12 protein-coding genes are annotated in these 15,876 nt (G+C 33.2%); 6 read left to right on the top strand and 6 right to left on the bottom strand.

Features of this window, described 5'->3' with window-relative positions:
• The first annotated feature begins 21 nt into the window (after positions 1-21).
• The 5 genes from ACZ451_RS03365 to ACZ451_RS03345 are packed head-to-tail and all read left to right on the top strand — an operon-like array spanning position 22 to position 4,453.
• Positions 22-1,158, top strand: coding sequence for a glycerate kinase (locus tag ACZ451_RS03365; RefSeq protein ID WP_464215680.1), 1,137 nt, complete (start codon positions 22-24; stop codon positions 1,156-1,158).
• A 23-nt stretch (positions 1,159-1,181) separates the two neighbouring features.
• Complete coding sequence (locus ACZ451_RS03360) at positions 1,182-2,093, top strand: sugar phosphate isomerase/epimerase family protein (RefSeq protein WP_464215679.1); 912 nt, start codon at positions 1,182-1,184, stop codon at positions 2,091-2,093.
• A gap of 49 nt (positions 2,094-2,142) precedes the next feature.
• Positions 2,143-3,108: a D-2-hydroxyacid dehydrogenase gene (locus tag ACZ451_RS03355; protein ID WP_464215678.1), complete on the top strand. Its 966-nt coding sequence runs from the start codon at positions 2,143-2,145 to the stop codon at positions 3,106-3,108.
• Between the two features lie 5 nt (positions 3,109-3,113).
• Positions 3,114-3,491, top strand: coding sequence for a RidA family protein (locus tag ACZ451_RS03350; protein WP_464215677.1), 378 nt, complete (start codon positions 3,114-3,116; stop codon positions 3,489-3,491).
• Between the two features lie 56 nt (positions 3,492-3,547).
• Positions 3,548-4,453 (top strand): VOC family protein, encoded by a 906-nt coding sequence (locus ACZ451_RS03345; RefSeq protein WP_464215676.1) that lies wholly within the window; start codon positions 3,548-3,550, stop codon positions 4,451-4,453.
• Between the two features lie 214 nt (positions 4,454-4,667).
• Here ACZ451_RS03345 and ACZ451_RS03340 read toward each other — a convergent pair whose 3' ends face one another.
• The 5 genes from ACZ451_RS03340 to ACZ451_RS03320 form a co-directional block, all read right to left on the bottom strand.
• Positions 4,668-5,345 carry a hypothetical protein gene (locus tag ACZ451_RS03340; protein ID WP_464215675.1) on the bottom strand — a complete coding sequence of 226 codons (678 nt, stop codon included), beginning with the start codon at positions 5,343-5,345 and terminating at the stop codon, positions 4,668-4,670.
• A 202-nt stretch (positions 5,346-5,547) separates the two neighbouring features.
• Positions 5,548-5,766 carry a hypothetical protein gene (locus ACZ451_RS03335; protein ID WP_464215674.1) on the bottom strand — a complete coding sequence of 73 codons (219 nt, stop codon included), beginning with the start codon at positions 5,764-5,766 and terminating at the stop codon, positions 5,548-5,550.
• 11 nt (positions 5,767-5,777) lie between these two features.
• Positions 5,778-6,059: a hypothetical protein gene (locus ACZ451_RS03330; protein WP_464215673.1), complete on the bottom strand. Its 282-nt coding sequence runs from the start codon at positions 6,057-6,059 to the stop codon at positions 5,778-5,780.
• Between the two features lie 216 nt (positions 6,060-6,275).
• Positions 6,276-8,504, bottom strand: a complete 2,229-nt coding sequence (locus ACZ451_RS03325; RefSeq protein ID WP_464215672.1) for a SulP family inorganic anion transporter — start codon at positions 8,502-8,504, stop codon at positions 6,276-6,278.
• A gap of 738 nt (positions 8,505-9,242) precedes the next feature.
• Complete coding sequence (locus tag ACZ451_RS03320; RefSeq protein WP_464215671.1) at positions 9,243-10,331, bottom strand: DUF5700 domain-containing putative Zn-dependent protease; 1,089 nt, start codon at positions 10,329-10,331, stop codon at positions 9,243-9,245.
• Between the two features lie 434 nt (positions 10,332-10,765).
• Here ACZ451_RS03320 and ACZ451_RS03315 point away from each other — a divergent pair, with 434 nt between their 5' ends.
• Positions 10,766-14,386, top strand: a complete 3,621-nt coding sequence (locus ACZ451_RS03315; protein WP_464215670.1) for a fibronectin type III domain-containing protein — start codon at positions 10,766-10,768, stop codon at positions 14,384-14,386.
• 522 nt (positions 14,387-14,908) lie between these two features.
• Here ACZ451_RS03315 and ACZ451_RS03310 read toward each other — a convergent pair.
• Positions 14,909-15,874: a carboxypeptidase-like regulatory domain-containing protein gene (locus ACZ451_RS03310; RefSeq protein ID WP_464215669.1), complete on the bottom strand. Its 966-nt coding sequence runs from the start codon at positions 15,872-15,874 to the stop codon at positions 14,909-14,911.
• Positions 15,875-15,876 lie beyond the last annotated feature (2 nt).

Here is a 15,876-nt window from a genome sequence, read left to right as displayed (position 1 = left end):
CAAATTTTTGAGCACAGATAAATGAAAATAGTAATTGCACCAGATTCTTTTAAAGGAAGCCTAACTTCAATACAGGCGGCCGAAGCTATTGGAAAAGGGATTAAAAAAGTTGATGAAAGGATAGAAACTATCCTTGTTCCTATGGCAGATGGTGGTGAAGGTACAGTGCAATCGCTCATAAATATTTCGAAAGGAAAAATTTTAAATTGTGAAGTTCATGATCCTATAGGCAGAAAAATAACAGCTCATTATGGGGTTTTAGGAGATGGTAAAACAGCGGTTATAGAAATGGCATCCGCATCTGGTTTACCACTTTTAAATGTAAACGAACAAAATCCTTTAAAAACAAGTACTACAGGAACGGGCGAATTAATTTTAGATGTAATAAACAAAGGTTATAAAAAAATAATCTTAGGATTAGGAGGCAGTGCTACGAATGATGGGGGCGCAGGAATGGCAAAAGCACTTGGAGTTTCTTTTTTAGATAAAAATAATAATCAAGTTATTCCAACGGGGGAGACTTTATCAAAAATACATCGCATTGATGTATCAGGAATTGATAAACGCTTAAAAGAGATAAAGTTTATTGTAGCCTGTGATGTAGATAATCCATTATGTGGAGAAAAAGGTGCCTCATATGTATATGCTTCTCAAAAAGGTGCCTCCACTAATGATATAGAAGTACTTGAGCAAAATATGCGTCACTATGCAGAAGTGTTGCATCAACAATTAGGGGAGAATATTAAAGATATGCCTGGAGCAGGAGCAGCAGGAGGATTAGGAGCAGGTACGATGTTATTTTTAAATGCAAAACTTAAAAAAGGAATAGAAATTATAGCAGAAATTACAAAACTTAAGGAACACATAGCAGATGCAGATTTAGTCATCACAGGAGAAGGATGTGTTGATTTTCAGACGGTATACGGTAAAACGCCTTTTGGTGTGGCAATGATTGCTGCTCCATATAAAGTGCCAACTATTGCAATTGCTGGAAGTTTAGGTAAAGGATATCAAACACTTTATGATTATGGTTTTTCGGGACTTTTTAGTATTGTTCATCAACCAATGCTATTAGAACAAGCAATTGATGAAGCGGCAGTTCTTTTAGAAAATAAGGCTGAAAATATTGTACGTTTTTGGTTAAAAACAAAAAAATAAGGATATAAATTTAAATTGAAAAAATGACAGAGTCAATTCGTAAGTATGCAAAAATAGGATTAGTCCATTTTATGGCATTTCCAGAAACGATTAAAGGAGAAGGGCCTATAGAAGAAACGGTTCGTAAAATAGCTTTAGATGATTATTTTGATGCTATAGAAGTAACTTGGGCAAAAGACCAGGGAGTGCGCGATAGAATGAAAAAGATTTTAAATTCATCTCACTTATCAGTTGCCTACGGTGGGCAGCCAAGATTACTCACAACAGGAATGAACATCAATGATATTGATGAAACAAAAAGGCAAGAAGCAGTAGCAAACCTTAAAGAGGGTATTGATGAAGCGTATGAAATTGGAGCAGAGGGATTTGGTTTTTTAAGCGGCCATTACACAGAAGATAAAAAAGAAGAAGCGTACCAAGCTTTAATAAAATCTACAAAAGAAATTTGTGCATATGCTAAATCTAAAGGTAATATAACCATTGCCCATGAAGTTTTTGATTATGATGTAGATAAATGTGCACTTATAGGTCCCGTTGCTCTAGCAAAAAGATATGCAGAAGAAATCTGTGCAGCGCATGATAATTTTGGTTTGTTGGTAGATTTAAGTCATGTGCCAATTATCCATGAAACATTACGTGAATCTTTAGTTCCGGTAAAAGATTATATTGTTCATGCGCACATGGGAAATTGTGTGGTAAAAGATAAAAACGATCCGGCATATGGAGATCAACACCCTAGGTTTGGTTACCCAGGAGGAGAAAATGATGTGGCAGAGTTAGTAGAATACCTTAAGATATTAAAAGAGATTGGATTTTTAGATCCAAACAATAGAAGGTTCTTAAGTTTTGAAGTGAAACCAGTTGGAGATGAAGATCATGATATTGTAATTGCAAACGCAAAGAGAACCTTAAACCTTGCTTGGGCATTAGTTTAGGCATAATTCTGAAAATCATTTAAAGATTTTTAACTTTTAAAACACAAACATGAAAATTGTAGTATTAGACGGATATACATTAAACCCAGGAGATTTAAACTGGGATGGAATAAAAAAACTAGGAAACTTAGAAGTACATGATCGCACAGATTTTTCACCTAGTGAAGTAATTAAAACTATTGGTGATGCAGAAATTGTTTACACCAATAAAACGCCATTACCAAAAGAGGTTATTAGCAAGGTGCCAAATGTAAAATATATTGGTGTTTTAGCTACAGGTTATAATGTTGTAGATGTACATTTTGCAAAAGAAAAAGGGATAAAAGTTACGAATATCCCTACCTACGGAACTGATGCTGTAGCGCAATTTACAATGGGCTTAATTTTAGAAATGTGTCATCGAATAGGAGATCATAACAATGCCGTTAAAAATGGGGAGTGGACCAATAGCCAAGATTTTTGTTTTTGGAACTATCCATTAATAGAATTGGCAGGAAAAACAATAGGATTTATTGGTTTTGGCCGTATAGGACAAGCAACAGCCAAAATAGCTCAGGCTTTTGGGTTACGTGTAATTGCATACAATAGAAGCCAGAACCCTGATATAATTAGTGATACTTGCAGCTATGGAAGTATAGAAGAGGTATTTAAAAAATCTGATATCATAAGTTTGCATTGCCCTTTAACTGATGAAACCAGTGGTATTATCAACAAGGCAAATATTGCCAAGATGAAAGATGGTGTAATGATTGTAAATACTGCGCGTGGACCATTAATTAACGAACAAGAACTAACAGAGGCATTAGTAAGTGGTAAGGTAGCTATGGCAGCAGTAGATGTTGCTTCAGTAGAGCCAATTTTAGCAGATAATCCATTACTAAAGGCTAAGAACTGTATTATAACACCGCATATAGCTTGGGCTTCCAAAGAAGCACGTTCAAGGTTAATGAATTCAACAGTAGAAAACTTAGAGGCTTTCTTAAATGGAAGCCCTATTAATGTGGTTAACCTCTAAATACGATGGAAAAAACGATTATAAATACAGATAAAGCTCCAGCTGTAATAGGTCCTTTTAATCAAGGAATTATGGTTGGAGGATTTTTATTTACTTCAGGTCAGCTTCCTATGCATCCTTTAACAGGAGAAGTGCCAGAGGGTATTGAAGCCCAAACCATACAGGTTTTAGATAATCTTAAAGCCATTGTAGAACGTGCAGGAAGCTCCTTAGATAAAGTAGTAAAAACAACGGTGTATATTCAGAATATGGACGAGTTTGGACTCGTAAACCAAATTTACGCACGGTATTTTCCTGAAAATGCACCTGCTCGTGCATGTGTTGAGGTATCTAAAATGGCTAAAAATGCATTAGTGGAAATTGATGCAATAGCAGCAGTTTAAAAGTGTTTTATTTTTTAAAAATTCTAGATTTCTACATTTAATGAAAATAATTAAAGATGAGTAAGTTAGTATTGAATGTAAAAAAGATGTGCTATGCCATCTTGTTATTACCTATATTGTTTTTTGCGCAAAACAAAAAACAAAAATTAACTCCAGTTGTATTTGAGCATTTGCATATAAATGTTGCAGATATGCATAAAACGGCACAATGGTATGTAGATCATGTAGATCTTGAAATACTTGCTTCTAAAAATAAAGATGTTGTTTATTTGGCAGATAAAGACCATAATTATATGCTAGAATTAAGTCAGATTCCTGAAACTAGAAATACTTATGAAGACATCGATTTAAATTCTTTTCATATCGCTTTTGAAGGCCATAAAAATATAGCAGAAGTTGCTGCAAAAATGCTGGAAAATGGTGCAAAACAGCAAGGAGAATTGTACACTAATAAAGTTGGCGATTATGTGCTTAATTTAAAAGATATTAATGGTTTTAATGTACAGCTCATCCATAGATCTGATGCTTTTTACGATCAGCCTATTAAAAGTGCCATTCGTTTTGAACATTTTGCCTTTAACACTCCAGAACAAAAAACAGCCGCGTTATGGTATGTGCAATTTATGGATTTAGTGATTCCATGGTCAAAAGATATTGACAAAAAGAATGAAATGTTTAGAAATTACAGAGTGCCTTATATTGGAGATGTAGAAAATAGAATGACTTTAGAACTTTTTGGAAAAGAGGTAGAAAATACCTTGGCAAATATGCCTCATAATGTAATTCATATTGCCTTTGCTACCAATGACCCTGAAGCATTAGCAAAGCGAATGATTTATGGTGGTGCTAAAAAAGTTGGCGAAACAAAACATCTAAAAAATGGAGATATTGTAATTGATTTATACGATCAGATTGGAACGCCGATTAGACTTATAAAAAGAAAGAAAAGTATTTTAAAATAGTATCGACTTATCATTTGGTATTCTTATTAAAATATTGAAGTTTTTTGGAAAGCTCTTCCTTACCTTATTTACAACAGCTCCAAATGATGTATTTTGTTGTTAATTTTCGTTGTCTTGTGCGTTTGCTGTAATAAGTTACTTTTTTCAAGTGCAAAGCCGTGTTTGGTTCAAATTTTAGGGGCGTATTAAATTTATAATGTGTTGATAACTAGTTTTATTCTGGATAAATTAATTCCCATTGGTTTCCATCAATATCATCAAACCTTATCAATCCGAAACCATAATCATAAAATACGGTATTTACCTTTTTAGGAATTATGCCGTAAGATGAATTTAAATATTCATTATCACTTCCTGACTCAATTATTATTACATTTTCAAATATGTGATTGTTTACAATCATTTTAGTAGTTGCTTGGGAATTAAAATCAGTCATTGAAATATTTATAGGATTTTGAATTTCATCTATGAAAGCAGAACTTGATGCATTCCATATAGGGATATTTATACCATTTATAAAATTATTCGAATTCTTTGAAAATATATAATTGGTTAGACCTTTGTAATATTCATAGTCATTATTTTCCAGTATCTCTAAACGTATTATTTTTGAGTCATAATAATTAATTAAACTAGTCCCTCCAGAAAAAGTTCCAAAATAATTACCGAGTTTTTTTGTTTCATTTAATATTACCTTAAAGTTCAGTTGCTCTCCAGATTGATTTTGATAAGTTATAATTTGATCTTGACCATAATTATAATTGATAATCAAATTTGTATCTTCTTCATTAAATTGATAATACGGAACATCAAAGCCATTATTATTGTTATCACAAGATATTAGGAATAGAAAAATCAAAACGAGCGGTGTGCGTAGAATTTTGTTTCTCATAATTCAAATGTTTTATATTTATAATGTTTTTTGTAAGCCAGTTGCCAAATATCGTAGGTTATGATTTTGGTTGCAAAAAATCTGTAGGATTATTTCCGGTGTAGTATAAAAATAACAAATTATCATGAATTCCGATTAGGAACTCTGTAGCAACTCACTATATAAGTACTTATTAGGTGTTTTTTTATTAGTTTATTTGGTATTACATACAATTAGAACACCACCAATATTCTTTTATATCATCCATTAATTTCGACTCCGTTTTCTTTCCACATTTTGAGCAGTATCGTTCGTTAGATTCATTCTCAAACGCTCTGTAATTACAACTCGCACAATCCCAAATAGTCAAATAAGATTCATCTTCATCTATTTTCCATGCGAAATTATCAGTTTTACAATTTGGACAGATTTGAGTTGCCATAATTTTAACTATTATTTTTTCCTTAGTAATGCTAAATATTCTGGCTTTATATCATTGTCAATTTCAACCCCGTTGTTTCCACCATATAATCTGTCGTTTTGCTCTTTTCTAGGTCCAGAAATCCAGTATTCGTCTCCCGATTTAATTTCTACATAATTAGATTTAAACCCCATTCCTTTTAGGCTTTGGAAAATCAATCCACGATAGTATATTGTTTTACCTGATTTAGAAAAATATACCCTTCCGATTCTCGCTGTTCCTTCAAGTCCACCAGACTTATCTTCAATATACATAATCTTTGAGCGTTCAATTTTAAATTCTTTTGGTAATTCAAAATCTACTTCTTGTCCAAATCGATTTGTGATTTTATTCTTTTCATTTCAGATATTTTAAATTGACCTTAATTCTTTGGGTATATCTTCCATTAGGCGCAGACTTCTATGAAGAAGATTGCTGAGATATCTTATATATGTGATGTTATATGTAGTGACCTAATATAATATTCAATTCTAATCCATTCTGTGTAAGAGTGTGGCTAATTCTTTACCATAATCTATAAATGCAATAGTTTCATCTGTTCTTGCCAATTTAATTTTATCAAATATCACTAGTGCCTCGCCATTACTTTCTAAATGATACACCTGATGATTTTCGAAAAAGCGAATGATCTCATCTGTAAAAAATGATCTGATTTCGGTTTCATTATTTCCCAAAATGAGAAATTTATTTGAAAAATCTGGATACATTTCAAAATCGATATCTTTATAGCCTGTATAGGCTCTTACACGGTCAATTATTTTATCAAACATCCCTTCTTTTTCCATTGTAAAAACAGGAATTTTTTTAGGTAGTTTTAAAACCATTAATGTTGTATTAAAAGTCTCAGCTGTAAAAGCGGCGCCTTCACTAAAAGTTACATCAGTAATTTCCCAAGGGATATCTAGGTCTTTAAATGTTCCTTTGAGACAATTTGATTTGCGTTCGATAGGTCTAATTTCAAAAAAGTGAAATTTCTTTAAATATGTAGTATTCCAATTTACTTGACTCGTGTATTGGTAATCTTTTTCATTGGCTAAATTTTGCAATCGATCTTGCCTTGCAGATAATTTTACGACTTGATTGTTTAGTGCAATTTTTAAAGCTCTATTATGGGTAGAAGAGGAAACATGAGAGTCTAACCCTTTAATGATCACTTTGCCTCCTGTATTTTTATGCATTTTTAGGTAATCTACAATATAATCCATAAAGGTTATACCTACTAATCTTGTTTCTGATAAATCAATATTAACATCTGTTCCAGAAGGAATTTGAGCTACCATTTTATCAATTTTTAAGATCCCTAAAAAATTCGCAATTCCTTTAACCTTTATATCATAATTGCCATCTGGTCTCATAACCAAATTTGAACCAGAGCGATAGACCATTTTAAAAAATTGAGGTATAGAAACCTTAGCCAATAGCATATGACTTAACATTACCAATACTAATCCACCAAGTAATCCAACTAATAAATTAGTGTAAAGGGTTAATACCATAGTACAAACAAAAAATATTAATTGCTCAATACCTTGATTATAAATTTGTTTAAAGACAGAGGGCGATGCTAATTTAAATCCAGTATAAACTAGTAAAATTGCAAAAGCACATAGCGGTACCTGCCTCATTATGGGGCTTAAAACCACAATAAAAAGCAGCAATAAAAGCCCTTGATACATATTAGACCACTTTGTTTTTGCACCATTATGAATATTAACTGTACTTCTAATAATCACAGCAATTATAGGTAGACCTCCAATCATACCAGCTGCAATGGTGCTCAATCCAATACCTGTTAAATCCTTATTTAAATCTGTTTTTCGCTTATATGGATCAATTTTGTCAACAGCTTTTGCAATGGCTAATGATTCAATACTTGTGATGATTAAAATAGAGACTACCGTTGTCCAGAATTCTATAGTATTAATTTTACTGAAATTAGGATGCATTATAGAATCCATAATATTATCAGGAATATCCAACAGTAGATTTGGTCCTACTTCGTATGCCTTTCCAAAGAATGAAAGCGTATGCTGGTCAAAGAAATTAAAAGCATAAACAAAGGGAATAGAAATTGCAATGACCCACATTGGGGTAGGCAAAATATGAAAAAACTTAGAACTGATTTTGGAATGAAATAACGATATAAGTAAACCTACTAATGCAATAATCACCACAAATGGATTTGCTTGCGGTAAGTGTAGAACTGCATCAACAAGGTTTTGAATAATGCTTGGGCTATCTGAATGTGTGCCTAATGCAACATGGATTTGTTTTGCAAAAATGATAATTCCGATGGCCGCCAAAATACCATGAATTACTGAAGAATGAAAGATATCTGCTAACCTGCCCAATTTCAATAATCCCATTAAGACCTGTATTGCACCAGAAACAACTACTGCAGCCAACACATAATTAAAGGCCTGTCCTGAACCATCATCCATCAACGCGATCCCTAAAAGTATTACCGCAATGACTCCTTTAGCTGGCCCGTTTACGGATATATGGCCTCCTCGATATAAGGTAGTTATAACACCACCAACAATTGCTGAAATGATACCTGACATCGCAGGAGCACCCGCTGCTAAAGCAATACCTAATGAAAGCGGTAAAGCAATGAGAGACACACTTACTGCTGCAATTAAATCACTTTTCCAATTTTCAATTAAACCTTTAAAGCCTTTTTTTGGTGTAATTTCCATTTATCTACTTATCTGTATTATACAATAGTAAAGTTTTAAATAAAAAATATAGCTATAGATCGTTTCACGATTCTAAAATTATGTAATATATGACTTAGTTTTACTTTTGAAAAATTTAAATTGATGATTTTTGTCACAAAGTTGTATTAAATATGTTGATTCTAATACACCGCCTTGGATATACGCAATATTACATGTAGTAATCTAAAGGGATTAAAAAATATAACCAGTACAAAAAATACTATGATTTTAAATTGCGGTATCCCCAGTTCTTTGTGCTTAAACTGTTGTTAATTTCTACAAGCGCATTCTTGGTGTTCATTGAGATATACAATTGTTTCCATGTTAAGTTTTTTACAATAGGAATATGTATATCGGCTAGTTTTTTAAAATAAATACAGGCTTTTCCCATTTTAAATTTGCCTAGATCTTTTAGAAGAATAGCACTCTTTTCTGTTTTTGAATAGCTATAGAGTGAAAACTGGTTTTTTCGAGGTGAGAAGCCCAACAAAGGAGCATCTCCTTCATGACCACTAGCATATGTGTAGTGATAGTTTCCAATTAAATATCTGTCATGTTGTATACTAACCTAAAGTAGTGACAAAAATTAATATGCACAGAAATACTGATATCAAGCTCGTATTATTTCCAGAGTCTTTTTGAGTAGCAAAACAAGCATTCTTGGACTTCTTTATTGTTTTTCAGCAATATTATAGTAATATTTATGACTATTCTTTTTTAACCCTTTATCTTATACTTTTGTTCTAACTCTTTTATATACTCTATTGTGCTTCTACTAAATGAGGGGTATTCTTCTGGATTTTGCTTAGTAATCTCATCGTAAAGAATAAAAAAAGCAAATGGATTATCAGCTACTTTTATCAAATCTTTATTCCTACCATTGTCTACAATAACTTTCGCCATCCAATATCCTGGCACATGCCCTACCGTACCTAATAATATATCTCTAAAATCATCTGTAGTGTGGTGAATGCCTTTTGCCTGCTTACGTATAGTTTCATCTAATTTGAGTATAACTGCCTCAGATTGTCCAATGTAAAAATTATTTACCATTTCTTTTAACCACCAATCTGATGCCTCCGAGAGCATAACATCTTTATCCACCATATCGGCAATACCTTCATTTAAGGTTGCATCTAAGGCCCAAATAATACCCTTATCGATTGGATCAATATTTATTTTTTCTAAAATATTTGGTCTTTGGAGATGATGAAATTCGTGAGATTCAAAGTTTGCTAGTCTTCTATTGTTATTTTGAATAGCAGCCATTATTGATATGAAAATACCTTTATCATTTGCACTTCCGTCATGGTCTAATGCATGATAGTAAATTTTAAATAAACTATCATTTGTCAATTTGTTTTCGGGTAAAAACTTAGTTGTTCTCAATACCATTGAATCTGCTATAGAGGCTAGATTATTCCTAATCCAAACTAGATGATTTCTGTAAAGTGTATCATTTTTTTTATACATACTTCTAATTTTGTAAAAGATATCATTTTCGTAATATGATTCGTTTATACTATCATTAGATGTGTAAATGTCAGTTATAGTTTTTCTTAGTTTATCAGTAAAAGATTTAGGTATATTGTTTTCTTTAATATAAAGAGAATTACCTTCAATTTTTAGATAGTTATTCCATTGTTTATTGCTTATATGATTCTTTATTTTCAGAGAATCTATCAAATTGAAATACCCTTCAGCAGCATCAAAATTAAAAGAGATATTAGGTTCAATTTCGTTCTTAGTATGAATATTACAAGAAATTAGATTAAAAAATAAAATTATTGTCAATGCATTTTTCATTTTTCTAATTGGTTTCAATGGTTTCAGTTATGATTTTTTTTGGTTTAGAAATCAGCTTGTTTTAAAAGTAGGAAATATTCTTGGATTTTTAGCTTAGCCCCTTGCTAAGGATTAGTGTTTTTATTTTTCTGCTGCATTTATTTCTGAGGGAGAAGTTTTTACGAAGCCATAAGAATCTGAAGTTTGAGTGTTTTCAGTTGATTTTTTGACTTTTTCTAAGCCCTTAATCTTATTTTAAATTGCTTCCAGTTATTGATGTTACATTACAGTTTGTACCTAACTATATGCTATTTAATTTAAATAGATACTCATTAGACACTTATAAATAATGAAAGAAAAATAGCTCATTAATGTATCTAAAAACAGCTAATAGTGCGTACATATAAAGTCTTTATAGATCAACAACATTAATTTAATTTTTAAAACCCCAATTTATGAAACGAAAAACTATTGAACTGGATAGCGTAAATCTATCCATCCGAAATCGAAGAAAAAGTATTTTTTTTACCCTACTTACTATATTTATTTCAATGATTAGCAACAAGCTATTCTCACAAACAGTGAGTATTAGTCACCGAACCCAGCGTTTTGTAGGTGATGTTTCCGAATTAGATAGGAGTAAATTTTTTATGCTCCATCAAAGAAGTTTTCTGCCACCTGCCACAGTAAATGCGCTTGAACCCTTATTTACTCAGTTTAATATTGTAAATGGTAATAATTTAAATACAGCAAGTAGTTCAAGTATAAATGGTGGAGTAAGAACCTTCTTTGGGCCAGCCGCAAAAGCAAGATCTGAAGGCCTTGCACATGGAACCTTCAGGGTTGCTGCTAATAATTTTCCTAATCCAAGGGGTGTAGTCCCAGGTGTGGTTTGGGTAGAGCGCTTAAATGCTTTTTTCCCTCCACGTAGTACAAATATTTCTTTACCAAATGCGGCTAATTGGGTTCGAGATTATTTTGCTACGGAGTCTGGAGAGCTTCCAGAATATTATGAACCTTATAATGAGCCTGATGTTAAATTGGGAGACCATACATCAAGTACAAATTTTAATCGTGCGCAACAAGATGCGGTTTGGAACACATCTGTGGAACTCACCAGAATTATTGCCAATAGGATGGCACAAAATCCTAATACTGCTAACGTTAAGGTTATTGGTCCGGCTAATGCATTTCCTCAATTTGAGCAAGGAGCATTTAGTTATTGGAACACCAGACAAAAAGTGTTTATTGATGAGATGTTGAACTCTAGTATTGGCGGTATTTCTTTTCATACCTATGATGCAGTAGACGGAGGTGGTGTAAACAATACTTCGGGTTCTTTTAGATCAGGATCCAATAACGAAGCACTTTTCGATCTTCAGGAAAATTATAGTCAGAATGTATTGAACGAAATCAGACCATTTGTCATCACAGAATATGGTAATCTCGTTGCTGAGGTTGTTGATAACAGCTATAATGATCAAGATGCATGGCAAAATGTACGTTCTTGTAATGCGATGATGTTTTCTTTCTTGGAAAGAGAGCATATTATAGGAGAGGCCATTCCATTCATTATCATCAACGATAATGCGAGCCTGAGAAATTACCGTATTTTCCGACCAGCTCCAGGGAATATAGCAGATATTAACCTAAACCAGACTTCGCCGAACATTAATTTCTATGAAACGTGGAAAGACATCAAAGGACAGCGTATTTTGGTAGAATCCTCTGATCCAGACGTTGTAGTGCAAGGGTTTAAAGATGGCAACCAAGTGTATGTTCTTCTCCATAGTTTAGAAGGCAACAAAAATGTAAACCTTGACTTCCTTCAAGCCAATACAGGTCTGTCAAGTGTAAATATCAAAAGAGTTAAAGCACCTTTCCAAGCATTAGGAAGTGTATCTAGTACGAACCAAAACAATGCACCTGGTTCAGTGAGTGTTGATTTTGGAGAAACTGTTGTATTAACGTATACCTATGGTAGTGCAAGTCAAATTAGCAATACAAATACAGTAAGGTCCACTAAGTATTATGCAACGGAGACTGTAAAAGCAATGGTCTCTGGTAATAATAACTTCGCTGTCAATGGTCTTCCAAACAGCATTAATGGAACGGCAACTTTAAGAATTGGTGTGAGTAGATCATCCAGTACTAATGTGAATAAAATGCCATCTAGTGTAGTAATTAATGGTACTAATATCCCTATTCCTGCTAATAACTATCAGGGTTTTAATCAAAGTGTAAGAAATCGTTTCTTTGGAGTAGTTGAAGTTCCTATACCAAATGCTTCTTCAGTACTCAATGCTAATAATAATATTGCTATTCAATATGGCGGTGTAGTTACCTCTGGAAATCAGAGAGATTTTATCAGTTCAGTAGTAATTCAGGTTGAAGCTGGAAACCCTGGAGGAGGGGATAGCGGTACTTCTTGTAGTGGAAGTTCAACAATTACAGGGCTCACTGCAACAGCAGTGTCTAATACTTCTGCTAATGTAACATTTACCCCATTAACAGGTGTTACTACCTACGAAGTGAGAGCGTTTAATGCAGGGACCTTTAGTGGTAGTGCAACAGGAGCGGTTAGTTTTGCCTCAGGTTCAAGTGCTCCCATTACAGTAACAGGTTTAACTGCTGGCACTAACTATACTTTTGCCATCAGAGCAATTTGTACTGCTGGCGGAGTATCTCCATTTGCAAGTGTTGATGGTGCTACGAGTGGCGGAGGAAATACGGGTACTCCTTGCAGTGGAAGTGCAACTATAACAGGACTTACTGCAACAGCAGCCTCTAATACTTCTGCTAGTATAGCATTTACCCCATTAACAGGAGTTACTACCTATGAAGTGAGAGCGTTTAATGCAGGGACTTTTAGTGGTAGTGCAACAGGAGCGGTTAGTTTTGCTTCAGGTTCAAGTGCTCCCATTACGGTAACAGGTTTAACCGCAGGTACTAATTATACTTTTGCCATCAGAGCAATTTGTACTGCTGGCGGAACATCTCCATTTGCAAGTGTTGATGGAACTACAAGTGGTGGTGGAAATACGGGTACTCCTTGCAGTGGAAGTGCAACAATTACAGGACTTACTGCAACAGCAGCCTCTAATACTTCTGCCAGTATAGCATTTACCCCATTAACAGGAGTTACTACCTATGAAGTGAGAGCGTTTAATGCAGGGAACTTTAGCGGTAGTGCAACTGGAGCGGTTAGTTTTGCTTCAAGTTCAAGTGCTCCCATTACGGTAACAGGTTTAACTGCAGGTACTAATTATACTTTTGCCATCAGGGCAATTTGTACAGCTGGTGGAACATCTCCATTTGCAAGTGTTGATGGTGCTACAACTGGTAGTAGCCAAGTTACTGCTACTTCCTATGATTTTGGTACAAATACTTCACCTCTTCAACCTACGTATACCAGAATTACGCCAACTTCCAGTAACTGGACAAATACTGCAGGTTTAGACAGTAGAGATAGAACTACTGGTCCTGGATCTTTGCCCAATACTATCAATAGAGATTTTATCTTCAGTGCTAGTCCTAGAACTTTTGAACACACTACAGCTAATGGCACATATAACGTATTGGTAACCTTTGGAGATAGAGGTTTTGCCCGTACTGGTCAGGCAGTGAGAGCAGAAGGTACTCCGGTAGTCACTGGTTTTAATACGGGTGTTAATGAGTTCCGTAATGCCACTTTCCAGACTACTGTTAATGATGGTAGTTTAAGTTTAGAGTTTTCTATTGCAAGTGGCGTTTGGTGTGTTACTCGAGTAGTAATTACACCTGTTACTACTGCTAGTGCAAGATTCGATGTTGATAGTATTATCAGTACAACAGAAAGTGCAGATGCAATTGTATATCCTAATCCTTTTGTTGATACGATTAATATAAAAGTGGAAAATAATACAGAGACTACTACTATGGAAATATATAGTATTAATGGACAGTTATTATATACAAAACAAGTTAAAGCTAATGAATCTGGCGAATTAAATATCGACTTGTCTTGGTTATCTAAAGGTGTATATATCGCAAGATTTAGAACTCTAGATAAAGCGTTTAAGCTAATTAAGAACTAAAATTTCAATAAATAGGAAAGACTATTTTTTATTTTAATAAAAGGGACTGTCTAAAAAGGCAGTCTCTTTTAATACATATCCAGTCCTAGTTTTTAATATATTAGGGACTTTATCTATTTTCGTCAAGATATATTCTAAAGATATTCTTTAGCCCTCCAGGGAGCTGTTTTCTAAAAACCTAAATGGTGTAAATTGAGCAACAATATAAGCGTAGTTCTCTCATGCGATCATATTCGCTAAACAAGTGGTAAAGGCTAAGCGGTTTGCGAGCTATTTTGTTACAATGCTCCAAACCTTAAGAACAATATTAAAATTTTAAGTTTTGAGTTAGTCTAACATATTTGTGTACAATTTTGTGGTGTTGAATAGGTTAAATCTAACAAAAGAAACGTTAACTTTAGTATACCTAAATTATTCCTAACAATCTTGGGACTAGCTATTAACTATTTATATATGTCTTTGTTGGGTACGTTTTAATTTTCTTAAACGATTTGCTAGCATGTCTAAAATTAATGTAAAAATCTAATTGGATAATACTATTTCCATAGGTAGCACATATCCATTTTCATACATCTCCCATTTATTTGAATTTAAAGAATATAGGCTACCAAAGTAAGTATGCTCATCTTTTTTTTTGCTTAAATATACAACAGGAGCATACAGCGTTACTTCATGACGATATTTTTCAAAACTCAATAATTTTGAACTTTCAGAATCTTTTGAGTGCCTTTTTTTATCAAACTCTGAGACATATTTAGGATATGTTGAACGTTCTATAGGAGCTACAAAACACATATTTGTGGGAATAATGAGTTTTTCTATTGCAATAAAAAAACCGTCTTCTGGAACCTCCACAAAAAAATCATGAAAGTCTATTTCATATTTTTTTTGTTTCCGATTAATATTAAGAATAATACTTTCTCCTAGAAGATCATTATTAGGAGTTCCACTAATAGAATCTTTATCATATACTCTAATTCTAATTTTTGATTCTGGTATGATCTTATTAGTAAACTTTAAAGTCACTTTTTTTAGATAAGAAATGGATAAATCTATTTTTTCACCTTCAATAAATTGAGCGATTATAGTAGTATCTTGTCTATGTAAATGCCTTTTTTCTTGATTTCCTTTTAAGTTGCCAATGGAAATTTCTTTAGATTTATAATTTTCAAGAACAATTCCCTGTAACTGTTCTATTTTTGGTTGTAAATAAAAGTTTTTGTTATAGAGTTGGTTTGCATTAACAAGCGTGTCGTGATAGCTTAAGCAAGAGATAAGTATTTTAGAATCTAAAAGTTTTTTTTCTATTACCAGTTTAAAGTTTCCATCTTCAGTAGTGGAAACACCAATTTTAGAATTTTTAAATTGTATGTGCGCATATGCAATAGGCTCTTTAGTTTCATTATCTAATAATTTACCTTCCAAAGGTATAATTTGTGCATAAAGAATATTTGAGATTAAAAATGTAATGAATACTAATTGCTTCATAT

The organism is Allocellulophaga tsushimaensis (assembly GCF_055383085.1).
The sequence above is the reverse complement of the archived record's forward strand: the minus strand, read 5'-3'. Positions and strand labels throughout refer to the sequence as shown.

What these genes read in the sequence shown, in the direction of transcription:
- ACZ451_RS03325 (WP_464215672.1), bottom strand. Translation starts at nt 8,504, where the DNA reads ATGGAAATTACACCAAAAAAAGGCTTTAAAGGTTTAATTGAAAATTGG.
- ACZ451_RS03335 (WP_464215674.1), bottom strand. Translation starts at nt 5,766, where the DNA reads ATGGCAACTCAAATCTGTCCAAATTGTAAAACTGATAATTTCGCATGG.
- ACZ451_RS03310 (WP_464215669.1), bottom strand. Translation starts at nt 15,874, where the DNA reads ATGAAGCAATTAGTATTCATTACATTTTTAATCTCAAATATTCTTTAT.
- ACZ451_RS03340 (WP_464215675.1), bottom strand. Translation starts at nt 5,345, where the DNA reads ATGAGAAACAAAATTCTACGCACACCGCTCGTTTTGATTTTTCTATTC.
- ACZ451_RS03345 (WP_464215676.1), top strand. Translation starts at nt 3,548, where the DNA reads ATGAGTAAGTTAGTATTGAATGTAAAAAAGATGTGCTATGCCATCTTG.
- ACZ451_RS03360 (WP_464215679.1), top strand. Translation starts at nt 1,182, where the DNA reads ATGACAGAGTCAATTCGTAAGTATGCAAAAATAGGATTAGTCCATTTT.
- ACZ451_RS03320 (WP_464215671.1), bottom strand. Translation starts at nt 10,331, where the DNA reads ATGAAAAATGCATTGACAATAATTTTATTTTTTAATCTAATTTCTTGT.
- ACZ451_RS03365 (WP_464215680.1), top strand. Translation starts at nt 22, where the DNA reads ATGAAAATAGTAATTGCACCAGATTCTTTTAAAGGAAGCCTAACTTCA.
- ACZ451_RS03330 (WP_464215673.1), bottom strand. Translation starts at nt 6,059, where the DNA reads ATGTATATTGAAGATAAGTCTGGTGGACTTGAAGGAACAGCGAGAATC.
- ACZ451_RS03355 (WP_464215678.1), top strand. Translation starts at nt 2,143, where the DNA reads ATGAAAATTGTAGTATTAGACGGATATACATTAAACCCAGGAGATTTA.
- ACZ451_RS03350 (WP_464215677.1), top strand. Translation starts at nt 3,114, where the DNA reads ATGGAAAAAACGATTATAAATACAGATAAAGCTCCAGCTGTAATAGGT.
- ACZ451_RS03315 (WP_464215670.1), top strand. Translation starts at nt 10,766, where the DNA reads ATGAAACGAAAAACTATTGAACTGGATAGCGTAAATCTATCCATCCGA.